19 protein-coding genes are annotated in these 25360 nt (G+C 66.2%); 13 read left to right on the top strand and 6 right to left on the bottom strand.

Annotation, left to right across the window (positions count from 1 at the left end):
* The first annotated feature begins 45 nt into the window (after nt 1-45).
* On the top strand, nt 46-738 hold the full coding sequence (locus E3T47_RS06600; RefSeq protein WP_241982019.1) for an FAD:protein FMN transferase: 693 nt from the start codon (nt 46-48) through the stop codon (nt 736-738).
* 135 nt (nt 739-873) lie between these two features.
* Here E3T47_RS06600 and E3T47_RS06595 read toward each other — a convergent pair whose 3' ends face one another.
* A complete protein-coding gene (locus E3T47_RS06595; protein ID WP_134555350.1) occupies nt 874-1284 on the bottom strand; it encodes a DUF3054 domain-containing protein in 411 nt (136 codons plus the stop codon).
* A 60-nt stretch (nt 1285-1344) separates the two neighbouring features.
* Nucleotides 1345-2055, bottom strand: coding sequence for a VIT1/CCC1 transporter family protein (locus tag E3T47_RS06590; RefSeq protein ID WP_134555349.1), 711 nt, complete (start codon nt 2053-2055; stop codon nt 1345-1347).
* Between the two features lie 240 nt (nt 2056-2295).
* Here E3T47_RS06590 and sucC point away from each other — a divergent pair, with 240 nt between their 5' ends.
* The 6 genes from sucC (at nt 2296) to E3T47_RS06560 (ending at nt 9409) form a co-directional block, all read left to right on the top strand.
* A complete protein-coding gene (gene sucC / locus E3T47_RS06585) occupies nt 2296-3465 on the top strand; it encodes an ADP-forming succinate--CoA ligase subunit beta (RefSeq protein ID WP_134555348.1) in 1170 nt (389 codons plus the stop codon).
* Between the two features lie 13 nt (nt 3466-3478).
* Nucleotides 3479-4366, top strand: a complete 888-nt coding sequence (gene sucD / locus E3T47_RS06580; RefSeq protein ID WP_134555347.1) for a succinate--CoA ligase subunit alpha — start codon at nt 3479-3481, stop codon at nt 4364-4366.
* Nucleotides 4367-4623: 257 nt separating this feature from the next.
* Nucleotides 4624-5871 carry a cell division protein PerM gene (locus E3T47_RS06575; protein ID WP_134555346.1) on the top strand — a complete coding sequence of 416 codons (1248 nt, stop codon included), beginning with the start codon at nt 4624-4626 and terminating at the stop codon, nt 5869-5871.
* Nucleotides 5872-5880: 9 nt separating this feature from the next.
* Nucleotides 5881-6474: a phosphoribosylglycinamide formyltransferase gene (gene purN / locus E3T47_RS06570; protein WP_134555345.1), complete on the top strand. Its 594-nt coding sequence runs from the start codon at nt 5881-5883 to the stop codon at nt 6472-6474.
* Nucleotides 6471-8138, top strand: coding sequence for a bifunctional phosphoribosylaminoimidazolecarboxamide formyltransferase/IMP cyclohydrolase (gene purH, locus E3T47_RS06565; RefSeq protein WP_134555344.1), 1668 nt, complete (start codon nt 6471-6473; stop codon nt 8136-8138). Before purN ends, purH begins: the two co-directional genes overlap by 4 nt.
* Before the next feature lie 191 nt (nt 8139-8329).
* Nucleotides 8330-9409, top strand: coding sequence for a Glu/Leu/Phe/Val dehydrogenase dimerization domain-containing protein (locus E3T47_RS06560; protein WP_134555343.1), 1080 nt, complete (start codon nt 8330-8332; stop codon nt 9407-9409).
* Between the two features lie 8 nt (nt 9410-9417).
* On the opposite strand, the gene E3T47_RS06555 is transcribed toward E3T47_RS06560, so the two are convergent.
* Nucleotides 9418-10149 (bottom strand): DedA family protein, encoded by a 732-nt coding sequence (locus tag E3T47_RS06555; protein WP_241982018.1) that lies wholly within the window; start codon nt 10147-10149, stop codon nt 9418-9420.
* A gap of 560 nt (nt 10150-10709) precedes the next feature.
* Between E3T47_RS06555 and E3T47_RS06550 the strand changes: the two genes are divergently transcribed.
* Both E3T47_RS06550 and E3T47_RS06545 read left to right on the top strand, forming a co-directional pair.
* Nucleotides 10710-12569 carry an ABC transporter ATP-binding protein gene (locus E3T47_RS06550; protein ID WP_134555342.1) on the top strand — a complete coding sequence of 620 codons (1860 nt, stop codon included), beginning with the start codon at nt 10710-10712 and terminating at the stop codon, nt 12567-12569.
* Entirely contained in the window at nt 12566-14371 is a 1806-nt protein-coding gene (locus E3T47_RS06545) for an ABC transporter ATP-binding protein (protein ID WP_134555341.1), read from the top strand. The genes E3T47_RS06550 and E3T47_RS06545 overlap by 4 nt, the downstream gene beginning before the upstream one ends.
* Before the next feature lie 72 nt (nt 14372-14443).
* Here E3T47_RS06545 and E3T47_RS06540 read toward each other — a convergent pair whose 3' ends face one another.
* On the bottom strand, nt 14444-14797 hold the full coding sequence (locus E3T47_RS06540; protein ID WP_134555340.1) for a cupin domain-containing protein: 354 nt from the start codon (nt 14795-14797) through the stop codon (nt 14444-14446).
* A 319-nt stretch (nt 14798-15116) separates the two neighbouring features.
* Here E3T47_RS06540 and E3T47_RS06535 point away from each other — a divergent pair, with 319 nt between their 5' ends.
* Nucleotides 15117-16607 carry a DUF4389 domain-containing protein gene (locus tag E3T47_RS06535; RefSeq protein WP_422386476.1) on the top strand — a complete coding sequence of 497 codons (1491 nt, stop codon included), beginning with the start codon at nt 15117-15119 and terminating at the stop codon, nt 16605-16607.
* 60 nt (nt 16608-16667) lie between these two features.
* Here the strand turns inward: E3T47_RS06535 and E3T47_RS06530 are convergent, their stop codons facing one another.
* Both E3T47_RS06530 and E3T47_RS06525 read right to left on the bottom strand, forming a co-directional pair.
* Entirely contained in the window at nt 16668-16985 is a 318-nt protein-coding gene (locus E3T47_RS06530) for an MGMT family protein (RefSeq protein ID WP_134555339.1), read from the bottom strand.
* Nucleotides 16986-16993: 8 nt separating this feature from the next.
* Entirely contained in the window at nt 16994-17446 is a 453-nt protein-coding gene (locus E3T47_RS06525; RefSeq protein WP_134555338.1) for a GNAT family N-acetyltransferase, read from the bottom strand.
* Between the two features lie 158 nt (nt 17447-17604).
* Between E3T47_RS06525 and E3T47_RS06520 the strand changes: the two genes are divergently transcribed.
* The 3 genes from E3T47_RS06520 to E3T47_RS06510 all read left to right on the top strand — a co-directional run bounded on the left by E3T47_RS06520 (nt 17605) and on the right by E3T47_RS06510 (nt 25215).
* A complete protein-coding gene (locus tag E3T47_RS06520; protein ID WP_134555337.1) occupies nt 17605-18819 on the top strand; it encodes an NADP-dependent isocitrate dehydrogenase in 1215 nt (404 codons plus the stop codon).
* Nucleotides 18820-18968: 149 nt separating this feature from the next.
* Nucleotides 18969-20945, top strand: coding sequence for a heavy metal translocating P-type ATPase (locus E3T47_RS06515; RefSeq protein ID WP_134555336.1), 1977 nt, complete (start codon nt 18969-18971; stop codon nt 20943-20945).
* A 568-nt stretch (nt 20946-21513) separates the two neighbouring features.
* Nucleotides 21514-25215, top strand: a complete 3702-nt coding sequence (locus tag E3T47_RS06510) for a S8 family serine peptidase (protein WP_241982014.1) — start codon at nt 21514-21516, stop codon at nt 25213-25215.
* Nucleotides 25216-25360: the final 145 nt, after the last annotated feature.

The raw sequence follows: 25360 nt of genomic DNA, 5'->3' as shown, positions 1-25360 counted from the left end.
TGTGAGCAGATGCCGGCGCTCACCTTTGCAATGATGGGAACGGTTGTGAGTCTGCGCCTGGAAGATGCTGATGCCGTTGACCTGGTCGAGACGGTGTTTCACCGCTGGGACGAGCAGTTCAGCCTGTACCGGGAGGACTCGGAACTGAGTCGCATCGCGCGCGGGGACATCCGTTTGACTGAGGCTAGTCAGAGTCTGCGCACCTGCTACGCCCTCGCGTTGGACTGGCGGGAACGCACCCAGGGTGTGTTCACACCACATCGTACCGACGGCGTCATCGACCTCTCGGGCGTGGTCAAGGCGCTCGCTATCGCCGAAGCCGGAGCAGCCCTGACGGCGCGCGGCCCGGCCAATTGGTCGATCAACGCTGGCGGTGATGTCCTGGTCAGTGGGGATGCCGGGCACCCCGAATGGGTCGTGGGGATCGTCGATCCATCCGATCGTGGTGAGCTGATTGCGAGCGTGCCGCTGCGGCATCCGCTTCGTGCCGTGGCCACCTCGGGCAGCGCGGAACGGGGCGAACACATTTGGACCGCCCTGGACGGTGAACCGTCACCGTTTCAACAGGTGAGTGTGTTCGCGGCCGATATCGTCACTGCCGACGTACTCGCGACGGCGATCGTGGCAGGCGGAGAGACGACGCTGAACGAAATGACCGAGCGCTTCGCCATCGACGTACTCGCGGTGCGGCGTGACGGACAGTTGCTCGCGACTCCGGGACTGAAGCGGGCCGTATAGGCGATTCTGCATGGCGGTCAGCATGGCGCTCAGCGTGGCGCTCAGTCGGTCCGTGGCGTTTAGTCGTCTCGTGACGCGGCGGCACTGCGGCTGTGAATCGACCGCGCTCGCGTGCGGGACGGGCTGATCCTGAAATCAGCCCGCGGCGGGCATCCGCTGGCGGGCGGGGCGGCGCAGGAGCGCGGCGAGGGCACGCCGGCCGAGGAGAAACAGGCCGAGCACGATGGTCGTGACGATCGCAAAACTGAGTTGAACGCCTTGGCCACTGGCGAAACGCAGCAGGAGGCCACCCGCTACGGTGGCGATCCAGATGCCGACGCCGGTCCAGACGATACGGTGCGGGTGTCGCCAGGCACGCAGCAGGAGCCAGCCGATAATCAGGCCGCCGAGGAACGGCCAATAGGTCACGCCGAGCCCGGCCAGACTTTCACCGTGGCTCAACCGGCCGATCGCAGCGAAAGCCAGCACGAGGGCCGCGTCGAGAGCGCCCGCCGTACTGATCGATGATCGCGATATGGGGCCAGCTCCGATGCGCAGTGATGCCATACTTTTAGCCTATCTACCCGGTCGGTACGGACCCCGGAATTGGCTGTGAGCCCAGCTCGATCAGACGCTGCCGCCGATGAGGGCGCCGATCACATAGGTCACGGCGAGAGCGAGGATTCCACCGATGACGATGCGGGCGATAGCCTGCGGCTTGGGGCTGTTGCCGAGGTGAGCGCTGAGCCAGCCGGTGATGACGAGCGCAATCAGGACCGCGACGAACGTGGCACCGATGCGGTACTGGGCCGGCGGCAGCAGCACGGCAAGCAGGGGGAGCGCGGCACCGACGGTGAAAGCGATAGCGGATGCGTAGGCCGCATGCCAGGGGTTCGACACATCCTGCTCGGTGATGTGCAACTCAACCTCGAGGTGCGCTGCGAGGGCGTCGTGCTTGGTGAGCTCGATCGCCACCTGCTGGGCAGTCTCGCTGGAGAGCCCCTTGGCTTCATAGAACCCAGCCAGTTCGGCGAGTTCCTCGTCGGGCTCGTTCTCAAGTTCCCAGGTTTCCTTGGCGATGAGGGCCCGTTCGGAGTCGCGCTGGCTGCTCACCGACACGTACTCGCCGAGGGCCATCGAAATCGCGCCGGCGAGCAGGCTCGCGACACCGGCGATGAGGATGACGTGGGAGTCCGTCGTGGCGGCGGCAACACCGACGACGAGGGCGGCGACGGAGACGATGCCGTCGTTCGCGCCCAGAACGCCGGCGCGCAGCCAGTTCAGCCGGGAGGCGAGGCCGGCGGCGTGCGGTTCCACCGCTAGGGCAAGTTCGGTCATGTTACAAGATAAGCACTCGGCGCCAAAGTCGTCCAGCAAGGTGTGGCTAGCCTTCGGCCGGGCTGGCGGCCCGGTCAGCGCGGTCGCGGAGTGCGCCTTGCCGCTCGATTCACGCGATAGAGTTTTCCCGGGCCGGTATGTCTTGATGTCGAGCTAATTTACGGCTGGACTGCTGTTACCAACAACCTCATATATCTTCACCGGCGGTTTGATCGCCAAGACGCGGATTGGAAGAGCAGCGTGGACCTTTACGAGTACCAAGCGAGAGACCTCTTTGAGGAATATGGTGTGCCGGTTCTTCCGGGCATCATCGCGGACACCCCCGCCGACGTGCGTGCAGCGGCCGAGAAGCTCGGTGGCGTCGTCGTCGTCAAGGCGCAGGTCAAGGTCGGCGGCCGCGGCAAGGCCGGCGGCGTCAAGGTAGCCAAGACCCCGGATGACGCCGAGGCGGCCGGCCGCGACATCCTGGGCCTCGACATCAAGGGCCACACCGTGCACCGCGTCATGGTGGCCGGCGGAGCGCGCATCAAGGCGGAGTTCTACTTCTCCGTGCTGCTGGACCGGTCCAACCGGTCCTACCTGTCGCTCGCCAGCTACGAGGGCGGCGTGGAAATCGAAGTACTCGCCGTCGAGAAGCCCGAAGCGCTCGCCTACACGGCCGTCGACCCGACGGTCGGCATCGACCTCGCGGTGGCAAAGCAGATCGCGATCGACGCGAAGTTCCCCGCCGAGCTCGTCGATAAGGTCGCCCCGGTCTTCGTCAAGCTGTACAACGTGTTCAAGGGTGAAGACGCGACCCTGGTTGAGGTCAACCCGCTCGTGCTCACCGAAGAGGGCGACATCATCGCCCTCGACGGCAAGGTTACCCTCGACGAGAACGCCGACTTCCGTCACCCCAAGCACGCCCTCCTCGAGGACGCTGCCGCAGCTGATCCGCTCGAAGCCAAGGCCAAGGCTGCTGGCCTCAACTACGTCAAGCTCGACGGTGAAGTCGGCATCATCGGCAACGGCGCGGGACTCGTCATGAGCACCCTCGACGTCGTCGCGTACGCCGGAGAGAACTTCGGCAGCGTAAAGCCGGCCAACTTCCTCGACATCGGGGGCGGAGCGTCCGCCGAGGTCATGGCCGCGGGCCTCGACGTCATCCTCGGCGACCCGCAGGTCAAAAGCGTGTTCGTCAACGTCTTCGGCGGCATCACCGCCTGTGACGCCGTCGCCAAGGGCATCGTCGGAGCGCTCGCCGAGCTCGGCGCCAGCGCCAACAAGCCGCTCGTGGTGCGCCTCGACGGCAACAACGTCGAGGAGGGTCGTCGCATTCTCGCCGAGGCCAACCACCAGCTCGTAACACTGGCCGCCACCATGGACGAGGGCGCCGCCAAGGCCGCCGAGCTCGCCCACGCAGCGAAGTAAGGGACAACCACGCATGTCAATCTTCCTCAACAAAGACTCCAAGGTCATCGTTCAGGGCATCACCGGAGGTGAGGGCACCAAGCACACCGCCCTCATGCTCAAGGCCGGTACCCAGGTCGTCGGTGGCGTCAACGCCCGCAAGGCCGGCACCACCGTCGTACACGGCAGCGTCGAGCTGCCCGTGTTCAAAACGGTCGCCGAGGCCGTCGCGAAGACGGGCGCCGACGTGTCGATCATCTTCGTGCCGCCGGTGTTCACCAAGGACGCCGTCATCGAAGCGATCGACGCCGAGATTCCGCTGCTCGTCATCATCACCGAGGGTGTCCCCGTGCAGGACTCGGCCGAGTTCTGGGCCTACGCCATCGCCAAGGGCAACAAGACCCGCATCATCGGCCCGAACTGCCCCGGCATCATCACGCCCGGCGAGGCACTCGTCGGCATCACACCGGCGAACATCACCGTCAAGGGCCCCGTCGGACTCGTCTCCAAGTCAGGCACCCTGACCTACCAGATGATGTACGAACTGCGCGACCTGGGATTCTCCACCGCGATCGGTATCGGCGGCGACCCCATCATCGGCACCACGCACATCGATGCGCTCGAGGCCTTCGAGAACGACCCGGAGACCAAGGCGATCGTCATGATCGGCGAAATCGGCGGCGACGCCGAAGAGAAAGCCGCCGAATACATCAAGGCGCACGTCACGAAGCCGGTCATCGGCTACGTGGCCGGTTTCACCGCGCCCGAGGGTAAGACCATGGGGCACGCCGGCGCCATCGTCTCCGACGGAGCCGGAACCGCCCAGGGCAAGAAAGAGGCCCTCGAAGCCGCCGGAGTCAAGGTCGGCAAGACTCCGAGCGAGGCTGCGACCCTGCTGCGCGAGGCACTCGCCGCACTGTAACTCGCTCAGCGAAGGGGCCCGCCGGAATGTCGGCGGGCCCCTTCTGCGTGGGTGGGTGCGGCTGGGCGCATAACTGCGGAGAATTCGAGCGGATGCCCGGTGTGCCCCGGAACGATACGCCAGTTCGCGCTCCGCGGCCCGGAATCTCCGCAGTTTCGTACGTCGAGTTGCCAACAATGAAGGGGCTGAGCACCGAGCAGCGGCAGCTGGCGCGTGGTGGCGGGTATTGTCGGCCCGGCCAGATAGGCTCGCAACGGATGAATCGCATAACGACCGCCCTGCTCGCCGCTCTCGAGGCCCTACTTGTTGTCGCCATCGGCATCGGCATCGCCATGGTGCCGCTCACCGTACTCTGGGCCGCCCACTTCGGCCTGTCGGTGGAGTGGTTCGTCTTCTGGCGGGCCGCCGCCGATATCTGGCTGCTCGGCAACGGAGTCGACCTCACGGTGCAGCTCGGCTCCGACGTAGCCGCCGCGCTCGGCCTGGCCGGAGCGGACACCCCCTTCCTGATCTCGGTCGTGCCGCTCGGTTTCGCCATGCTCTCGGTGCTCATGGGCGTGCATACCGGCCGTCGCGCTGCGGAGACCCCACACCGCTGGACCGGCGTCGGCGTTGCCGTAGGCACCTACGCGGTCCTGGCCACGCTGGTGACCCTGTCCGCCGTGTCGGAAACGGTCCGGCCCGACCGGCTGCAGGGGCTCGTGCTGCCGACGCTCATCTATGCCGCCGGGGTTCTGGTGGGGGCGGAACTGGGTCGGCGCAAGATTGCGGGAGCCGTGGACGGCCTCGATGGGGTGAGCCGCAGCATCCGCTCGTGGTACCGGCAGATGCCGCAGACCGCTCGCGGTGTCATCGAAGGCGCGTTGCGTGGTGGAACAGCGGCTGCCGCCGGGGTGCTGATCGTGTCGGCCGTGGCCGTGGCCGTGCTCATCGCGGTCAACTACGCGACCATCATCGGGCTGTACGAGGCGGTGCAGGCCGGCGTTTTCGGCGGCGCCACCATCACCCTCGCCCAGCTTGCCCTCATTCCCAACCTCGTCATCTGGGCAGCCGCGTGGTTCGTCGGGCCGGGCATCGCGCTCGGTGTGGGAAGCACCGTCTCACCGATCGGCACCGCCGTCGGCACACTGCCCGGCCTGCCTCTGTTCGGCGCGCTACCACAGGGCACCCCTGCCTACGGCTTTGTCGGCCTGCTCGTGCCCGTGCTCGTGGGTTTTGTCTTCGCCGTCGTGACCCGGCAGTTTCTGGCGCAACCGGGAATACCCGAGCGCACCACCCTCGAACACGTCCTCACCGGCCTCGGCATGGGTGTGGTCGGCGGTGCCCTCCTCGGCCTGCTCGCCTGGTGGTCGGCCGGCGCGATGGGCCCCGGCCGACTCGTCGAGGTCGGGCCGAATCCGGTGCTGGTCGGTGCGCTCGCCGCCGCTGAAATCGGTGTCGCGGCGGTCCTCGGCATGCTGGCCGGCCGGGTGCGACTCCCGTCGGTGCGCCGCGTCAAACGGTAAGCTCAGACCGTGCTGTCTATTGTCGTGTTAATTTCCGGCGGAGGATCCAATCTGCGGGCCCTGCTGGAGGCGTCGGAAGACGCCGAGTTTCCGGCCAGAGTAGTGGCGATCGGCGCCGACCGTGATGCCGACGGGCTCGAGCTCGGGGTCGAATTCGGCATCCCCGCGTTCTCCGTGCCGTTCTCCTCGTTCGCCGACCGCGCCACCTGGGGCGACGAACTGCTCGCGCAAATTCAACAGTGGCAGCCCGACCTAGTCGTGCTCAGTGGCATGATGCGCCTGCTGCCGCCACGCGTGGTCGCCGCCCTATCGCCGAATCTGATCAACACGCATCCGGCCTACCTGCCCGAGTTTCCCGGGGCCCACGCCGTGCGTGACGCCCTCGCCGTCGGGGCCGTGCAAACCGGCGCGAGCATCATCGTGGTCGACAACGGTGTCGACGAAGGCCCCATCCTGGTGCAGGAACGCGTCGAGATTCTGCTCGATGACACCGAGACTTCCCTGCAGAATCGCATCAAGATCGTCGAACGGCGCCTGCTGATCCAGGCCGTGCTCGACATCGCCAACGGACACATGAACCTCAAGGAGTACTCCAACGCATGAGTGGACACACCAACGCACCCAGCTCGTACCGTGACCGTGACCAGGTCGTCATCGAGCGCGCACTCATCTCTGTGAGCGACAAGACCGGCCTGCTGGGGCTTGCCGCCTCGCTGAAAGCGGATGGCGTCGAGATCGTCTCCACCGGATCCACTGCGGCCACCATTCGCGCCGCCGGCTATGACGTGACCGACGTCTCGGCGGTCACCGGCTTTCCTGAATCGCTCGACGGCCGCGTCAAGACCCTGCACCCCGGCGTGCACGCCGGTATCCTCGCCGACCTGCGCCTCGAATCGCACGAAGCGCAGCTGCATGAGCTCGGTATCAAAGCGTTCCAGCTCGTCGTCGTCAACCTGTATCCCTTCGTTGAGACCGTCGAAAGTGGTGCCGAGCCGGCCGACGTGATCGAGCAGATCGACATCGGCGGACCGGCGTTGGTGCGGGCATCCGCTAAAAACCATGCCAACGTGGCCATCGTCGTCGACCCGGCCAGCTACGGCGAGATCATCGAAGCCGTCGCCGCCGGCGGCTCCACCCTCAAGCTGCGCCAGAAACTCGCCTCGCTCGCCTTCGAGCACACCGCCGACTACGACCTGAGCGTCTCGGCCTGGTTCACCGAGAACGTCTACGACCAGTGGCAGGACGACGTGGAGGCGCTCGGCGAAGACGTCACGTTCGAGGCCGCCGACGACGAGGAGGAAGATGAGTCGCCGTTCCCCGCGGGACTCGGCATCGAGGTCACCCGCGACGCGATTCTGCGCTACGGCGAGAACTCGCACCAGGCCGCCGCACTCTATGTGGGCGAGGGCGGCCGCGGCATCGCCCAGGCCCGGCAACTGCACGGCAAAGACATGTCGTACAACAACTACGTCGACGCGGACGCCGCAGTGCGCGCCGCCTTCGACTTCAGCGAACCGGCCGTCGCCATCGTCAAGCACGCCAACCCCTGCGGCATCGCCATCGCCAAGCCGAACGCGCCGGATGCCATCGCGTCCGCCCACCTGCGCGCCCACGCCTGCGACCCGATCTCCGCGTTCGGCGGTGTGATCGCCGCGAACCGCGTCGTCACGTTCGACATGGCCCAGACCATCAGCGAGATCTTCACCGAGGTGCTCGTTGCGCCCGGCTTCGAGCCGGCCGCGGTGGAACTGCTCACCAAGAAGAAGAACATTCGCCTGCTCGAGCTGCCCGCCGACTACGAGCGTTCCTCGCTCGAACTGCACCAGATCTCGGGAGGCCTGCTCGTTCAGGAGACCGACAGCTTCGAAGACTTCAGCTCGGCCGGCTGGACGCTCGTGGCGGGCCCCGAAGTGGATGACTTCATGCGCGCCGACCTCGAATTCGCGTGGAAGTCCTGCCGTTCCGTAAAGTCGAACGCCATTCTGCTCGCGCACGCCGGGGCATCCGTCGGCGTGGGCATGGGCCAGGTCAACCGGGTCGATTCCTGCCACCTCGCCGTGAGCCGCGCCGGCGAACGCGCCGAGGGTTCGGTCGCCGCGTCGGACGCGTTCTTCCCCTTCGCCGACGGCCTCGAGGTACTTCTCGAAGCCGGAATCGCGGCCGTCGTGCAGCCCGGTGGATCGGTGCGCGACCCTGAGGTCATCGCCGCGGCCACCGCGGCCGGTGTCTCGATGTACTTCACGGGAGAGCGCCACTTCTTCCACTAGCCACAAACGCAAGAAAAGCACCGTCGATGTTGAATCGAGGGTGCTTTTTGCATACCCGGTGGCTGGTCTTGCCCGCGGAATGCTCGACGAACTGTTTCTTCCGGTGCTGACTCCAGATATTCTGGTAACGGCGATGCCACACACCGGCGCCGTCGCATCCGGCCCACAATGCCCGAAACAATGGAGTCTCCATGACCCTCACCCACCCCGCTGCCGCCCTTGATTCTCTCGCGCAGAGCACCCTGTCCCATGAAAAAGTGCTGATCACGACCGGGGAACGCTCCGGTCTGATGATCACGGTGGCCGTCCACTCCACCCGCCTCGGCCAAGCCCTCGGCGGTGCCCGCCTCTGGCAATACGCGAGCTGGACCGACGCGGTCGCCGACGCCCTGCGCCTGTCGGCCGCCATGACCCTGAAGAACGCGACCGCCGGCCTGAACCGTGGCGGCGGTAAGTCGGTGATCTACCTGCCCCTCGGTACGGTGCTGACGGATGCGCAGAAGCGCCTGGCGATGCTCGACCTCGGCGACGCCATCGACAGCCTGAACGGCGCCTACATGACCGCCGAAGACGTCGGCACGAGTGCCGACCTCATGGCCATCGTCGCCGAACAAACCGGTTACGTCTGCGGACTGCCCGCCGCGAGCGGCGGCGTCGGCGAGCCGGCGGAGGCGACCGCGGCCGGCGTATACGCGAGCATCGAATCTACCCTGGAGGCCCTGTTCGGCAGCCGCGAGGTACGCGGTCGTCACCTGGTGATCTCGGGCCTCGGTCAAGTCGGCGGTCGCCTCGCCGCCACACTCGCCGCCGCCGGCGCCACCCTCACCGTCACCGACATCAACCCCGAGAAGCGCGCACTGGCCGATGCGCTCGGCGCGAGCTGGGTATCAGTCGCCGACGCACACCGGGTGCATGCCGATCTGTTCGTGCCGTGCGGGCTCGGCGGGGTGCTGACCGCGGCCGTGATTGCCCAGTTGAACGTGCTCGGCGTCTGCGGCGCAGCCAACAACCAGCTCGCGAATCCGGCCGGTGCGGCCCAGCTGGACGCACGGGGCATCCTCTGGGCACCGGATTTCGTCGTCAACGCCGGCGGTGTCGTCTACCTCGACCTGGCGAGCGAGCCGAACGCCGACCTCGAGCAGATCACCGCGCGCGTCGCTGCGATCGGTTTGGTGCTCACCCAGATTTTCACTGATGCCCGCGCGAACGAGATCACGACGCTCGCGGCCGCCGAGTTGCTCGCCGCGACCCGCCTGAACGCCGTCCGGTAGCGCAGGGCTTATTCGCGCAGGTCGGCCGGGATCGTCGGCTGAACGCGGGCGGCCGCTCGGCGGTCCCTGAGCGTCGTGCGTGCGGCCTTGGTCAGCTCGGTGAGAATCGGAATCCCGGAGAGCAAGATGATGCCGATGATAAAGAATTCGGAGTATTTGGCGACGAATTCGAACTGGCCCAGAAAGAACCCGACGAGGGTGAGGCCGACGCCCCAGGCGAAGGCGCCGATCGCGTTGTAGGCCACAAAACTGCGGTAGCGCATTTTGCCGACTCCGGCGGCGACCGGCACGAATGCCCGAAAAATCGGCAGAAAACGCGCCAGAATAATGGATTTGCCACCGTGCTTGGCGAAGAAGGCGTTGGTGCGTTCGACGTTCTTCGGGTTGAAGAACCGATTCTTCTCCCGTGAGAACACGGCAGGCCCCGCCTTTCGGCCGATGGCGTAGGCGAGCTGGTCGCCGGCGAACGCGGCGATGAACACGACCAGGCAGGTCATCCAGATTGGCAGCGGCACCACGCCGGTCGCGGTGAGCAGGCCAACGGTGAACAAAAGCGAATCACCCGGCAGGAACGACAGAACGATGAACCCGGTCTCGACGAACACGACCACGGCGACGCCCAGCAGCACGAACGATCCAAACGAGTGGATCAGCCACTCAGAGTTGAGAAAATCGATTCCGAACAGGGTGGGCAGCATGAAGAATCCTTCCAACGGGGCGAGCGCGCGGGGCATGGCCATGCCGACTAGACGCGCAGAGCCCAGACTACGTGACGCCTGCCTGTGAAAGGCCGGGACCACGACACGCGACGAACGCGGTCAGCGGGCCTGGCCTAAGCGAGCGGATGCTGCCACGCCAGAAAAACCTTGCGTTCTGCCCCAGTTTTCCCATATTCTGGAAGGCTGCGTGATCCGGGGGGCAAACGACACGTATCTTGAGGCGCCCAGGAGGCAGACATGACGAAGACAGCACCGATCACGCTCGCAACGACTGCGATCGACGGCGCTTCCTTTGGCGCGTTCACCTCGGCCATTGCAGCCAGGGGCCGTGCCACCGCCTCCCTCGCTGGCTAAACGACTCCTTCTGCCCGAGGGTCAGGCTTCGCACGCGTCCGGCGTGACCTCGCCCGTTAGTATCCGCTTGCACGCATCGACCGCCGCACCGCTGACGGTGCTCGTTCGCCAACGCGTCACGACGCATTCATGACACGTTTTCCGTCATCGGTACCGTTTGGTATCGGTGACAACAGGTACCCGCTGCACCCCGCAGGGTGCGGCCGCACCACCATCAGGACTGGACCATGACCGCCACCGATCCACCCGCACCACCCCCTTCGGACACCATCGCAGCACGCGCTAACACCTTTCGCAGCCTGCAACGGCTCTACCCCTATGCCAAACCGGCCCTGCCCCGCATCTATCTCGGTATGGTCGCCGCGCTGCTCGCCGGGCTCGTTGCCCTGGTTATCCCGCAGGTGCTCGCCTGGCTGGTCGACGGCCCGCTCAGCGGGGTGGGTGGCAGCGACAGCGCCGCCCAGATCTGGCCGGCCGTCTGGATCGTGCTCGCCCTCGGCGTGGTCGAGGCGATCATGATCGCCCTCCGCCGCTGGTTCGTGCTCACTCCCGGCACCCACATCGAGGCGCGAATGCGCAACCACCTCTACGCCCGGCTGCAGGACCTGCCGGTGAGCTTCCATGACCGGTGGCCGAGCGGACAGCTGCTCTCCCGTGCGGTAAGCGATCTCAACCTCATTCGCCGCTGGGTATCGTTCGGTCTTGTGCTGCTCGTGGTCAACTTTCTCACCATCGTGGTCGGTGTGGCCATTCTGCTGTGGATGCACTGGCTGCTCGGTGTGATCTTCGTCGTCTGCTCCATTCCGATCTGGATCTACGGCTACGTCTTCGAGGAGAAGTACTCGGTAATCGCCCGCCGCAGCCAGGACCAGGCCGGCGACCTCGCGACCGCCGTCGAGGAATCTGTGCACGGCATCCGCGTGCTCAAGGCGTTCGGCCGCGGCTCGTTCGCGCTCAAGAACTTTGCCTCGCAGGCGGAGAGCCTGCGTGGCACCGAAATCGAGAAGGCACGCGCCATCGCCGGCATCTGGCTCTGGCTGTTGCTCGTGCCTGACGTCGCGTTCGCGCTGTGCCTCGTTACCGGCGTCTGGCTCACCAACCAGGGCGACCTGAGCGGCGGCGAGTTGCTGGCGTTCTTCGCGACCGCCACCGTTCTACGGTTTCCAGTGGAGTCGATTGGGTTCCTGCTGTCGATGACCTTCGACGCGCGCACCGCCACCGACCGGTTCTTCGACATTCTCGACACCCCGAACGAGATCACCGACCCGGCAGATCCGACCACCCTGGTCGCACCGCTCGGCCGGCTCGCGTTCGACAACGTACACTTTCGCTACCCGGACTCGCCCGAGCGTTTTCCCGACCTGCTCGACGGCATCGACCTCGTACTCGAACCGGGGGAGACCATGGCGCTCGTCGGCCTCACCGGCTCGGGAAAGTCCACGCTCACTGCGCTCACCACCCGCCTCTACGACGTGACCGAGGGCGCGGTGACCCTCGATGGCGTGGATGTGCGGTCGCTCAGCCGCGAGGAACTGCGCCGGCACCTCGCGATGGCGTTCGAGGATGCGACCCTGTTCTCGGCATCCGTTCGCGACAATGTGCTGCTCGGTCGCGCCGATTTAGCCGAAGCGAGCCCCGAAGCGGATGCCGAGCTTGCGCAGGCCCTGCAGATCGCGCAGGCCGGGTTCGTGCACGACCTGCCGCTTGGGGTCGACACCCTCGTCGGTGAGGAAGGCATGAGCCTTTCCGGTGGGCAGCGGCAGCGACTCGCGCTCGCCCGCGCCGTCGCGTCGCGGCCATCCGTTTTGATTTTGGACGACCCGTTGTCGGCCCTCGACGTGAACACCGAATCGCTCGTCGAGAACGCGCTGCGTGAGGTACTCGTCGACACGACCGCCCTCATCGTGGCGCACCGCCCTTCGACGGTCATGCTCGCCGACCGGGTGGCGCTGCTTGAAAAGGGCCGCATCACCGCCGTTGGCACCCACTCTGAGCTACTGCGGACCAGCCCGCACTACACCTTCGTCATCTCCAGCCTCGAAGACGAAGAACGCCGAGAATCGAACCGAGCGGAGGAAGTACTGTGAGCGTTACCGGCGTCGAGGGCGAAGAACGCCACGACTTCACCAAGGCCGAGAGCAAGCAGATTCGGGCCCGCTCCTTGCGTCTGCTCGGGTCACTGCTGCTGCCGGTGCGCGCCAAAGTGGTGCTCACCATGATCGTGGTGGTCGTCTCGACCGCCGCACAGGTTGCCGGCCCCGCGCTCATCGCCTTCGGGATCGACCGCGGACTGCCCGCATTGCTCCGACAAGACTGGATGCCGCTCGCAGCGACCGGCGCGATCTACCTCGTCGCCGGGGTGCTCGGAGCGCTCCTTATCGCCTGGTACACCGTTTTGAGCGCCCGGGTGAGCCAGGCCGTGCTGATCGACCTGCGCAAGCGCGTGTTCCTGCACACGCAGAAGCTGAGCTTGGAGTTTCACGAGTCCTACACCTCGGGACGCATCATCTCCCGCCAGACCAGCGACCTCGATGCCATTCGCGAATTGCTCGACTCCGGCATCAACCAACTCGTGCAGGGCATGCTCTATATGTCATTCACAGCGATCGCACTCGTGCTGCTCGACGGCACGAGCGGACTCGTGCTGCTCGGCGCCCTGGTTCCGCTGGCTATTCTCACCCGCTGGTTCCAGGTGCGGTCGCAGAGCTTGTTCCGACAGTCGCGCGTGGCGTCGGCGAGCCTGATCGTGCGTTTCGTCGAAACGATGACCGGTATTCGTGCCGTGAAGGCTTTTCGCACCGAAAAGCACAACGAGACGGTGTTCGGCGCGCTCGTCGAAAGCTACCGTACGGTCAACGCGCGCGTGATCCAGCTGTTCGGCGTCTTCGACCCGGGACTCGTGCTCATCGGCAACGTCACGGTCGCAGCCGTGCTGCTGGTCGGCGGTTTTCGGGTGGCCGACGGTCAGCTCGCCATCGGCGCACTGCTCGCGACGCTGCTCTACACCCGCCGGTTCTTCGACCCGATGGAGGAGATGGCGATGTTCTACAACTCCTACCAGTCAGCAGCGGCTGCGCTTGAAAAGATCTCGGGTGTGCTCGAGGAACGCCCCGGCGTGCCCGATCCGGTCGCCCCGGTGGATCTCTGGGAGGCCCGCGGGCGGGTTCGATTCGAGAACGTGCAGTTCGCATACCAGGCCGATCGGGAGATTCTGCCGCACTTCGACCTCGACATACCGGCCGGGCAGACCATCGCGCTGGTCGGGTCGACCGGAGCGGGTAAATCGACGCTCGCCAAGCTTATGAGCCGGTTCTACGACCCGACAGAGGGCCGGGTGCGGCTTGACGATGTCGATTTGCGTGATCTGCACCCTAAGGACCTGCGGCGAGCGATCGTCATGGTCACCCAGGAGGCATACCTGTTCAGCGGCTCGGTCGCTGAGAACATCGCCATTGGTAAACCGGATGCCTCGGCCCACGAGATCCGCACCGCCGCGGTCGCCGTCGGGGCCCATGACTTCATCGAGAGCCTGCCGAACGGCTACGACACCGACGTGAACAAGCGTGGCGGGCGGGTGTCGGCCGGGCAACGCCAGCTGATCTCGTTCGCGCGCGCATTCCTCGCCAACCCGGCGGTGCTCATACTTGACGAGGCCACGTCGTCGCTCGACATTCCGAGCGAACGGCTCGTGCAGGAGGCGCTGCAGACCCTGCTTGCCGACCGCACGGCTGTGATAATTGCGCACCGCCTGTCAACGGTGGCAATCGCCGACCGGGTGCTCGTGATGGAACACGGCCGCATCGTGGAAGACGGCACCCCAAACGACCTCATCTCGGGAACCGGCCGCTTCGCGACCATGCACGCCGCCTGGCGTGACTCCCTGGTCTAGACGCGGGGGATTGCCAGTGCGTGTCCGGCCGGTACTCCAGGTTCCGCGCATCGCGAATCAGCGAAAAGCGGACTAGATAGGCAGGGGACCGAGTGGCTCAGCCGAGCTGGAGGCGAGCAAATTCGGGGCAGGCTCCTTGAGTTCCACAAAAATGGTGTGCGTGGCCGTCCCGCCAATGTTCGCCCCGGAATGCTCCTGGGCGGGGAGCCACCGCGCCTCCCCCTCGGGCAGGTCGACGTCGATGGAGTGGCCGCCGGTAGAGAGGCGCCGCTGGAAGGCGGTGAGGGTGAACATGACACTGTCGGGGTGCCGATGCGGCGTGGTTTCGTCGCCGGGCCGGTCGAGATATTCAAGAACCCGCACCCGCTCGTTTTCGAAGATCACCCGGTAGAACTGAAGGTTGGTGACGACCGGATCGCTCTGCATGCCAGTACGGTAGCACGGGCCGACACCGTGCACAGGCGCTGGCACCGGCCGGCCAGACAAGTCGCACAGGCGCTGGCACCGGCCGGCCAGACAAGTCGCACAGCCGCAGCTGGACAACTTATCGGGTCTTTGGTCACTAGTGCGATCCAAGGAGGTGCGGGATGCTTGCATCGCAACTTCGGTCCTTCGGTCTGTACCGCACCAGAAAGGCTGCTACGCGATGAGCAGTGTCACGCCACCCCGTCAGACTCCGCCCGCAACATCCCAACCCAACGTGTCACCGCCTGCACGCTCCGGAGCACGACCCGGAGCGATCATCATGCTGATTCTGGGCACCGTGCTGGGGCTGGTCGGAGCCGGCATGCTCACCGGTGGAACGGCGCTCGCTGTAGTGACGGCCGCTCAGCAGGATGATGGCTACTTCACGTCTCAGGCTGAGACCTTCGCCGTCGATTCCTATGCGATCACCTCGCCGAACTTCGATGTCGGAAGCGACTTCAAAGTACCGACCGGTGTCGGATTCGACATTGCCACGCTGCGGCTGCAGGCGACCGCGGTCGACTCCGGCCGGGACGTGTTCATCGGTATCGCGCCCCAAAGTGACGTCGATGCCTACCTCGCCGACGTCAACCACAGCGAACTGCGCGACGTGCAGACGACACCATTTCGGGTCGACTACCTGAACGTTCCTGGAAATCAAACACCGGGCGCTCCCGTCGACGAAGGTTTCTGGACCCAATCTGCCTCGGGCAGCGGCACCCAGGAGATCATCTGGAAGCCCGCTGCGGGCGACTGGTCCGTCGTCGTCATGAACGCAGACGCAAGCCCGGGAGTCGCAGTGGATCTCGCCGCCGGCGTGCACACCGACCTGCTCGGACCGATCGCGGTGGGACTTCTCGTGGGTGGCGGTATCCTCTTTCTGATCGGTGTCTTCCTGGTCGTCGTTGGTGCCATCGGCCTCGGCCGGCAGCTCGCGCCGGCGCCGCGCACGCCCGGCGACGCAGCCGCGTCACCGCAGCCGCCCGCCTTTGGCCGAGTGAATGCGACAGCCCCGATCACCCCGCCGATGGGCGCAGTGGCGGTGACCAGAGCACCGGCATCCGTTTCGATGGCTGAGTCGCTCAAGCCGATCTATCCGGCGGCGCTGACTGGCCACCTCGACCCCGTGCTCTCGCGCGGCCTGTGGCTGGTCAAGTGGCTGCTGGCCATTCCGCACTTCGTGCTGCTGGCCTGCTTGTGGTTCGCGTTCATCGTGACGACGATCGTGGCAGCGTTTGCGATCCTGTTCACCGGTCGCTACCCGCGCTCGATCTTTCACTTCAACGTGGGCGTGCTGCGCTGGAGCTGGCGGGTGTCGTTCTACGCCTACTCCGCAATCGGCACCGACCGCTACCCGCCGTTCACGCTCGCGCGCACCGACTATCCGGCCGACTTCGACGTCGTGTATCCCGAGCGCCTCTCGCGCGGCCTCGTGCTGGTAAAGTCCTGGCTCCTCGCCATCCCACACCTGCTGCTGCTCACGGCGCTTGTCGGCGGTATGTCGACCTGGGCCTACCCGTGGCGCGGAGATGACGGAGCAGGCTCGGGCGGCGACGGGGTGTCGCTGCTCGGCGTGCTCGTGGTGGTGGCCGGGGTCATCCTGCTGTTCACCGGCCGGTACCAGCGACCGCTGTTCGATTTCATCATGGGAGTCAACCGTTGGGTCTTCCGCGTCGTGACGTACACGGCGCTGATGCGCGACGAATACCCGCCGTTTCGGCTCGACCAGGGTGCGATCGAACCGGCCTCGGTCGAAGCGAACCAGGGCTGATCCGCGCAGGGTCAGGGTCAGAGCGATGAATCGGTGCCGGGCAGGTTGAGCCCGGCACCGTTACGTGGGCGGTGACCAGCGGGCGGCAGCGTAGTCGACGCGGTACGCGGCATCCGCTTTTGGGGCGACCAACGGCGTGTTCTCGGCGCGATAGTGCGGCAGTGCCTGGGCTTCATGCCCGATCGGCGGATGCCCGCCGGCGCGAATCACCCGCCACCACGCCACGTCGGAGCCGTACCGGGCTAAGACCAGCCCGACCGCGCGAGCGGCTCGGGAGCCGAGCTGCGCGGCCACGCCGCCGTAGGTCATCACCCGACCCGGTGGGATGGAATCGACCACGCGGAGCACCCGCGACACGAAATCGTCGGGCTCACTCATCGGAAAGATTACAGCTGCAGCGAGCCGATGACCTCGCCGTACTGGGTTTCGCCGACATCGACGAAACCGAGGCGGTGAAAGAAAGCCTCCGGGCCATCGGCGCCGGGCTCCCAAATGACGTTGACGTGACCGAAGCCACGGTCGCGAGCTTCAGCGGCCAGCGCCTCGGCGGCGAACTTGCCGACGCCCTGCCCCTGGGTTTCCGCGTTGACATTGATGCGCCAGATGCAGGCGCGAAATTCTTCGTGCTCGGAGTTCGGATCGAAATTACCGTGGATGAAACCCGCGACGACACCGTCGAGGAGAACCACGCGCTGCCATGAGGTGGCCGGGTTGATCACCGACGCGGCGACCGAATACGACACCGGCGCAATGAATTGCTCCTGGCCCGGTTTCAGGCTGAGGTTGTTGGCCGCAACGATGTTACGTGCGGATAATTCTTCCAGCGTCAACTCACCCATGTGTTCAGGCTAACGTGCGCCCGGGGTCGCTGGTAGTCGAGCAACGCTTCGACACTCGCAATTCACTTGAGAATTTATCTCGATGTCAAGATAGTTGTGCACCTCTAGTAGGGTTGTCGATGGTCGTGACGGCCACACGGAATATAGAGGAGAAATTTTTGTCGAAGATCAAGGTTGAGGGAACAGTCGTCGAGCTCGATGGCGACGAGATGACCCGCATCATCTGGCACGCCATCAAGGAAACCCTCATTCACCCGTACCTCGATATCGACCTCGAGTACTACGACCTCTCCATCCAGAAGCGCGACGAAACCAACGACCAGGTCACGGTCGACGCGGCCCATGCCATCCAGAAGCATGGCGTCGGCGTGAAGTGCGCGACCATCACCCCCGACGAAGCCCGGGTGGAAGAGTTCGGCCTGAAGAAGATGTGGCTCTCGCCGAACGGCACCATCCGCAACATCCTCGGCGGCACCATCTTTCGCGAGCCCATCGTCATCTCCAACATTCCGCGACTGGTCCCCGGCTGGAACAAGCCGATCATCATCAGCCGCCACGCCTACGGCGACCAGTACAAGGCCACCAATTTTCGTTTCAAGGGCAAGGGCACGCTCAGCATGACCTTCACGCCGCAGGACGGCAGCGAGCCGTCGACGTTCGAGGTGTTCGAGGCTCCCGGCGACGGAGTCGCCATGGGCATGTACAACCTGGACTCGTCGATCACCGACTTCGCCCGCGCCACCCTGGCCTACGGCCTCGAGCGCAACGTGCCGGTCTTCCTCTCGACCAAGAACACCATCCTCAAGGCTTACGACGGTCGCTTCAAGGACATCTTTCAGGACATCTTCGACGCCGAGTTCAAGACCGCCTACGAAGCGGCCGGCCTCAGCTACGAGCACCGCCTGATCGACGATATGGTCGCCTCCGCCATGAAGTGGGAGGGCGGTTATCTCTGGGCCTGCAAGAACTATGACGGCGACGTCCAGTCCGACACCGTCGCCCAGGGCTTCGGCTCGCTCGGCCTTATGACCAGCGTGCTCTCCACCCCCGACGGCAAGATCGTCGAAGCGGAGGCCGCCCACGGCACCGTAACGCGTCACTACCGCCAGCACCAGCTCGGCAAGCCCACGTCGACCAACCCGATCGCGTCGATCTACGCCTGGACCCGCGGCCTGTCGCACCGCGCGAAGCTCGACAACAACCCGGCACTGGCCGAGTTCGCGTTGACCCTCGAAGACGTCGTCATCAAGACCGTCGAAAGCGGCAAGATGACCAAGGACCTCGCGCTTTTGGTTGGCCCCGACCAGGGCTACCAGACCACCGAAGAGTTCCTCGCCTCGCTCGCCGAGAACCTGCAGACCCGCCTGGCGTAGTTTGCACTAGCCGGACCACGAAGGCCTCGACCGATCCTGGTCGGGGCCTTCGTGCGTTCACAAGCGGATGCCGGTGCGCTGCGCCCCGCACGGCTGGACTGCGCTCAGGCCGAGTAGCGGCCTGAGCGCGCAGAGGCCAGACTCAGTGCATGACCCGCATCCCGGCATTCGCCCTGAGGTATCCCATCGTGGCGGCGACGATCGCGGTTGGGCTCCTCGGCCTGGCACTCTGGGCCTTCGACGCACCGGCAGCGGTGCAGTGGCTGTTCAGCGGTTACGGGCTCGTCATCGCCCTGATCGAATTCGTCGGGATGTTGCGCCGGCTGCGTCGGGGCAGCCTGGGCATCGACCTGCTCGCGATCATCGCGATCGTCGCGACCATCCTGGTGGGCGAATACGTGGCGACCCTGCTCATCGGGCTCATGCTCACCGGCGGGGCGGCCCTCGAAGATTTCGCCGCTGGACGTGCCGCGCGGGAACTCGACGCGCTGCTGAAACGAGCCCCGCAAATAGCGCATCGACTCGACCCTGACTCGGGCGAGACCACGGATGTGTCCGCCACCGAGGTGCGGGTCGGGGATCTGCTGCTCGTGCGTCCCTCCGAGATCGTTCCCGTCGACGGTAACCTGCACAGCGCCAGCGCAGCGTTCGACGAATCGTCCCTCACGGGTGAGAGCCTTCCGGTTGAGCGAGCAGCCGGGGACGGGGTGCTCAGCGGCTCGATCAACGGGCAGACGGCGGCCCGTATCGTCGCCACGGCGACCGCCGCGAACAGCCAGTACCAGCGCATCATCGCCCTTGTGCATGAGGCGTCGACGAGCAAGGCCCCGGTGGTGCGGCTCGCCGACCGCTACGCTATACCGTTCACGGCTGGCTCGCTCGCTCTCGCGGGGCTGGCTTGGGCGCTCTCCGGTGACCCGGTGCGTTTCGCCGAGGTGCTCGTGGTGGCGACACCGTGCCCGCTGCTGCTCGCCGCACCCGTCGCGTTCATGGGCGGAATGAGCCGCGCCGCTCGCAACGGCATCATCGTGAAGGGAGCGGGAGTGCTCGAGGCGCTCTCCCGCGCCCAAACTGTCGTCTTCGACAAGACCGGAACGCTCACCTACGGCACGCCCGCGATCACCGAGGTGCGCCCCGAAGCGGGCTTCACCGCCGATGAGCTACTGACCCTCGCGGCGTCGGCCGAGCAATATTCGAGTCACGTGCTGGCGGCATCCGTTATTGCGACCGCTCACGAGCGCGGTCTCGAGTTGCACGTGGCGGAATCGGCGAGCGAGGCCGCAACCTTCGGCGTCGAGGCCCGACTCGGGGCCGGCACGGTGCGGGTCGGCAAGCTCGCCTTCATTAGCGACGGCGCCGCAGATGCCACGGCCACCCACCTCGCCGGCGGTGAGCTGGCCATATACGTATCCGTCGACGGTCGGTTTGCCGGCAGCATCGTGGCGAGCGACCGGGTGCGCGACAATGCCCGCCAGACAGTCGCTGACCTTGCCCGCCTCGGCGTGCGGGAAAACCTCATGCTCACCGGCGATGCGCGCGCCACCGCCCAGCACGTGGCAGCCCAGGTGGGTATCGTGCACGTGCGGGCGGACTGCCTGCCGAGCGACAAGGTCGAGGCGGTGCGGGCGCTCACCCGGCGGCCGGTGATCATGGTCGGCGACGGTGTGAATGACGCACCGGTGCTGGCCGTCGCCGACGTGGGCATCGCGATGGGCGCGAAGGGCTCGACGGCGGCGAGCGAATCGGCCGATGTGGTCATTCTGCTCGACGATATCTCCCGCACCGTGCGGGCCGTCCGTATCGGAAAAGACACCGTGCGGGTGGCCCTGCAGAGCATCTGGCTCGGCATCGTTCTGAGCGTGCTACTCATGGTGGTCGCGGCGTTCGGGCTGATCCCGGCGACCGCGGGCGCGATCAGCCAGGAGGCCGTCGACCTCGTGACCATCCTGAACGCGCTGCGGGCGATCGGTGGTCGACGGGACGTGGAGGCGGCGCGGCGGGTGCGAGTCGGCGCGGCACCGATCGAAACGGCAGCGGTCGAAACGGCAGCGGTCGAAACGGCAGCGGTCGAAACGTTGGGAAAGACGGACAGACCGGTACACCCAGTAGGAGACAGGCCGGTCTGATTTGAGCGGAAAGGACGCGCCAGATTGTGCACTCGCCCAGGTAACAATCGTGTTACCGGGCAATCTGCATTCTGTGCGGGGGAGGGCGTCGTGCGATACGTTCCCGATCACGTTGTGCCCCGAACTAGGGCAGAGCGGCTAGCGCACTCCGATCGGATTGGACCCGCACGTGAAATCAGACTTCAGGCGAAACACACTCATGCCCGAAAGCCCGCATTTCGCTCCTCGCTTCGCCCCCCACCAGAGGCTCACGTGGTCCGCGGTACCTACGTGGTCCGCGGTACCTACGTGGTCACCGCGCAGTACGCGGGCACCGACCTGATCGCTGGGGCGACGAGCAAGCCGCGCACACTGAACGTGCGGTAGCGGGCCGGGCACGCGCCGCAGCATCCGTTTGACACCGGATGTTGCGGCGCGTTTGCGCGTGCGCCCGACCCGGAGAATGCCCCTATCCGGGGGGCGGCGAGCGCGCTACGGTCACGAGCGAACTGTCCCGCGCATCGGAACAGCGAAACGTTCCTGCTGTGGAACGAGACCTCCTCGCACCCTTATCGAATTGGACACCCACGTGAGTTCTTTCTTCAGGCGCACGATGTCTGCGCCGAGTTCAGCGCTAAACCCGGCGCCGACATCCCGCACACGCCGCGGCGCCGTAATCGCGGCCACCGTCACCCTCGCCCTGGTAAGCGCTTCTGCACTCGTCGGCGGAACGCTTCCCGCCAGCGCTGCCCCTGCCGCTGCGACCGGACTCGCCGGCGGTATCAGCGCGCCCGGCGGCACCCGCATGGACTTCACCGCCGGTCGCTACATCGTGACGCTCAGTGACGAGGCTGTCGCACTGTACCAGGGCGGGGTCAACGGATTCTCGGCGACGATGCCGGGTGCCGGGGCCAAACTCGACGCGCAGAGCCGCGCGGCGGAGACTTACCAGGACTATCTCACCCGGGTGCAACAGGAGGTGGCAGCATCCGTTGATGCGACCGTGGGGTATTCCTATACGCTCGCGGTCAACGGGTTCGCCGCGCAGCTGACCGCAAAGCAGGCCGCGGCGCTCGCCGTGAGGAAGAACGTGGTGTCGGTCGTACCCGACGCCCTCCGGCACGTGACGGCCGAGTCGTCGACCGACTTTCTGCGACTGAGCGGGCCGACCGGACTGTGGTCCAAGCTGGGTGGATCGAGCGAGGCCGGCAAGGGCGTCGTTATCGGCGTGCTCGACACCGGTATCGCCCCAGAGAACCCCTCTTTTGCCGGCTCAGCACTCGGCACGACGCCCGGCGCCGAGCCGTGGCTCGACGGTGACACGATCACCATGAACAAGGCCGACGGAACCACCTTCACCGGAACCTGCCAGAACGGCGAACAGTTCACAGCGACGGCCTGCAGCACCAAGGTGATCGGCGCGCGCTACTACCTCGACGGATTTGGTGCCGACCAGATCGGCACGGCATCAACGGGTGAATATGTCTCCCCGCGCGACGGTGACGGTCACGGTTCGCACACCGCGAGCACCGCCGGCGGAAACGTCGACGTCGCCGCAAACGTGAACGGCGTCGACTTCGGCGTCATTTCGGGCGTGGCTCCGGCCGCCAAGATCTCTGCCTACAAGGTGTGCTGGTCGGGTCCCGACAACTCGGTCACGACCGATGACGGCTGCACGGACACCGACATTCTGCGGGCCATCGACCAGGCCATCTCCGACGGCGTCGACGTGATTAACTACTCGATCGGCGGTGGCCCGGCCCAGACCACGTTCTCGCCCACCGACCAGGCCTTCCTCGGCGCGGCGGCAGCGGGCATTTTCGTGGCCGCCTCCGCCGGAAACGACGGCCCCGCTGAGTCGACCGTGGAGAACGCCGCCCCGTGGATCACCACGGTCGCCGCGAGCACGATCCCCTCGTACGAGGCCACCGCCACCCTCGGTGACGGCTCGCAGTACGCCGGCGCCTCGATCACCGTTGACCGCACGCCCGGCGCCACCCCGCTGTCGGGCGACCTGCTGCGGGCCGACCTCGTATCGGTGGACGGCTTCGATGCGGTCGACGCGCTGTTGTGCGCGCCGGGCGCCCTCGACCCGAACAAAGTGGCCGGCGGGATCGTCTTCTGCCAACGCGGAGTGTACGACCGGGTGGCCAAGTCGGCCGAGGTGCTACGGGCGGGCGGCAGCGGCATGCTGCTGGTCAACCGCACACCGGCCGACGTCGACACCGACGAGCACTCGGTGCCGAGCATCCACCTCGACGCTCTCGCCTTCGACCCGGTCTTCGCCTACGCGGCGACGGATGCTGCAACGGTCACGTTCACGCCCGACAACACCACCGGCACGCAGACTCCGTTGCCCCAGATAGCCGGATTCTCCTCTCGCGGGCCGGTGATCGCCGACGGCGGCGACCTGCTCAAGCCCGATATCGCCGCGCCCGGCGTCAGCATCCTGGCGGACGGCCCCAACGCGGCCGGGGCCGACCCGTCGTTCGAGTTTCTGTCGGGTACCTCGATGGCCAGCCCGCACATCGCCGGTCTCGCCGCGCTCATTCTGGGCTTTAGGCCGCTCGCGACCCCATCCGAGATCAAATCCGTCATGATGACGACCGCAAAGGACACGGTCGACGCCAACGGTGACCGGGTGACCGACCCGTTCGCGCAGGGTGCAGGGCAGGTCAATCCCTCGTCCTTCGATTATCCGGGCCTGGTCTACCAGAGCGGCCCGGCCGACTGGCTGGCATACCTGCAGGGGATCGGGTTCGATGCCGGCGTGGAGCCGATCGACGCCAGCAACCTGAACCTGCCATCGATTCAGATCGGAACCCTGACGGCGCCCGAGACGATCACCCGCACGGTCACCGCCGTTCGGGAGGGCACCTACACCGCCACTCCGATCGAGATTCCCGGCATCGATGCGGTCGTTTCCCCGGCCGAAATGACGTTCAATGCCGTCGGTGAGCAGCAGAGTTACACCGTGACGTTCACCCGAACGGATGCCCCGCTCGACGTGTACGCAACCGGCTCGCTCGACTGGGGCTTCGGCAACGGTGGTTCGGGTGACCCTGGCGATTTCTTCGACGTGGTGCACAGCCCGATCGCTATTCGACCGGTCACGGTCGTCGCCCCCGCCGAGGTGGCCGGCACCGGCACGGACGGTACTGTCAACGTGACGGTGGTCCCCGGCGGCTCAGAGCCGGTGGCACTGAACCTCAGTGGCCTGGCCAACGGGGTGCACCAGAACAACGCCGAGGACCCGTTCAGCCCGCACACCGATGCGGGCACGACCGGCGATCAATTCACCTACGAAGTGGAGATCCAGGACGGTCGGCTGGCCCGGTTCGACCTGGACGCCGTCGATGATTCGACCGACCTCGACCTGTTCGTGCTGTTGCTCGACGGCGCGGGCGGCAACCCGGTTGCCGGCTGGCAGTCGGCTACCGGTTCGGCCGACGAACACGTCGACCTGGACGACCCGGAGGCCGGTTTCTACCAGGTCATCGTTGACGTGTTCTCCGGCACGACGGCGTTCGATGTGAACACCTTCTCGGTCTCGTCGGGCGAGTCCGGCAACGGGTTCACGGCGACCCCGCCGGCGGTCCTGGGGCCCCAGGGTGTTCCGATCACGTACACGCTGAGCTGGGCCGGCCTTGTGCCGAACACGCCGTACCTCGGTGTGGTCGACTACGGCGACAGCGCCGCGTCGACGATCCTCACCGTGGCGGCGAGCGAGGGCGGCGAAGCGGATGCCCCGGTGAACACGGTGGCGCCGAGCGTGTCCGGCACCCCGGAGATCGGATCGCTGTTGACGGCTGATCCCGGCCAGTGGAACACCGAGGGCCTCGCCTTCGGCTACCGGTGGCAGAGCGACGGCGTCGACATCGACGGCGCGAACTCGGCGAGCTTCACACCGACCGCAGCGCTCGCCGGAACGACGCTGACCGTGGTGGTGACCGCTTCGGTATCGGGCGGGCCGCGCGCTACCGCCACCTCGGCCGGGGTCGTCGTGAAGTATGCCGCAACGGTGGCGGTGAGCCTCAACCATCGGGTCGTCTTCTTCTCCAGCCGAGTCACCGCGTCGGTCACGGTGACCAGCAAGGGTGAGGTCGGCGACACGGCCACAGTGACGGTCGACAAGCGCCGGTTCATCGTGGCGCTTGACGCTAACGGGCACGGCAGCGTCACGCTGCCGAGGCTCGGTCGTGGCCTGTACAAGGTCGTCGGGCACTACGGTGGCACCGACACTGTCGCAGCGGCGGACAGCCCGCCGCGTTCCCTGCTGGTCGTGCGGTAGCCCGCGCCGCTGGATGGGTTCGGGCTCGGTCTCTTTCTGCACGGGCCCGGGCCCGGAACGTGGGCCTGGTTGAGAAACTGGGCCCACGTTCCTCAGGTGGGCCCGGGCGGGGCGCGGTCGGGTCGGGGCCGGGCGAAAGTGTGTT

Source organism: Cryobacterium ruanii, from assembly GCF_004404055.1.
GTDB lineage: Bacteria > Actinomycetota > Actinomycetes > Actinomycetales > Microbacteriaceae > Cryobacterium > Cryobacterium ruanii.
The sequence above is the reverse complement of the archived record's forward strand: the minus strand, read 5'-3'. Positions and strand labels throughout refer to the sequence as shown.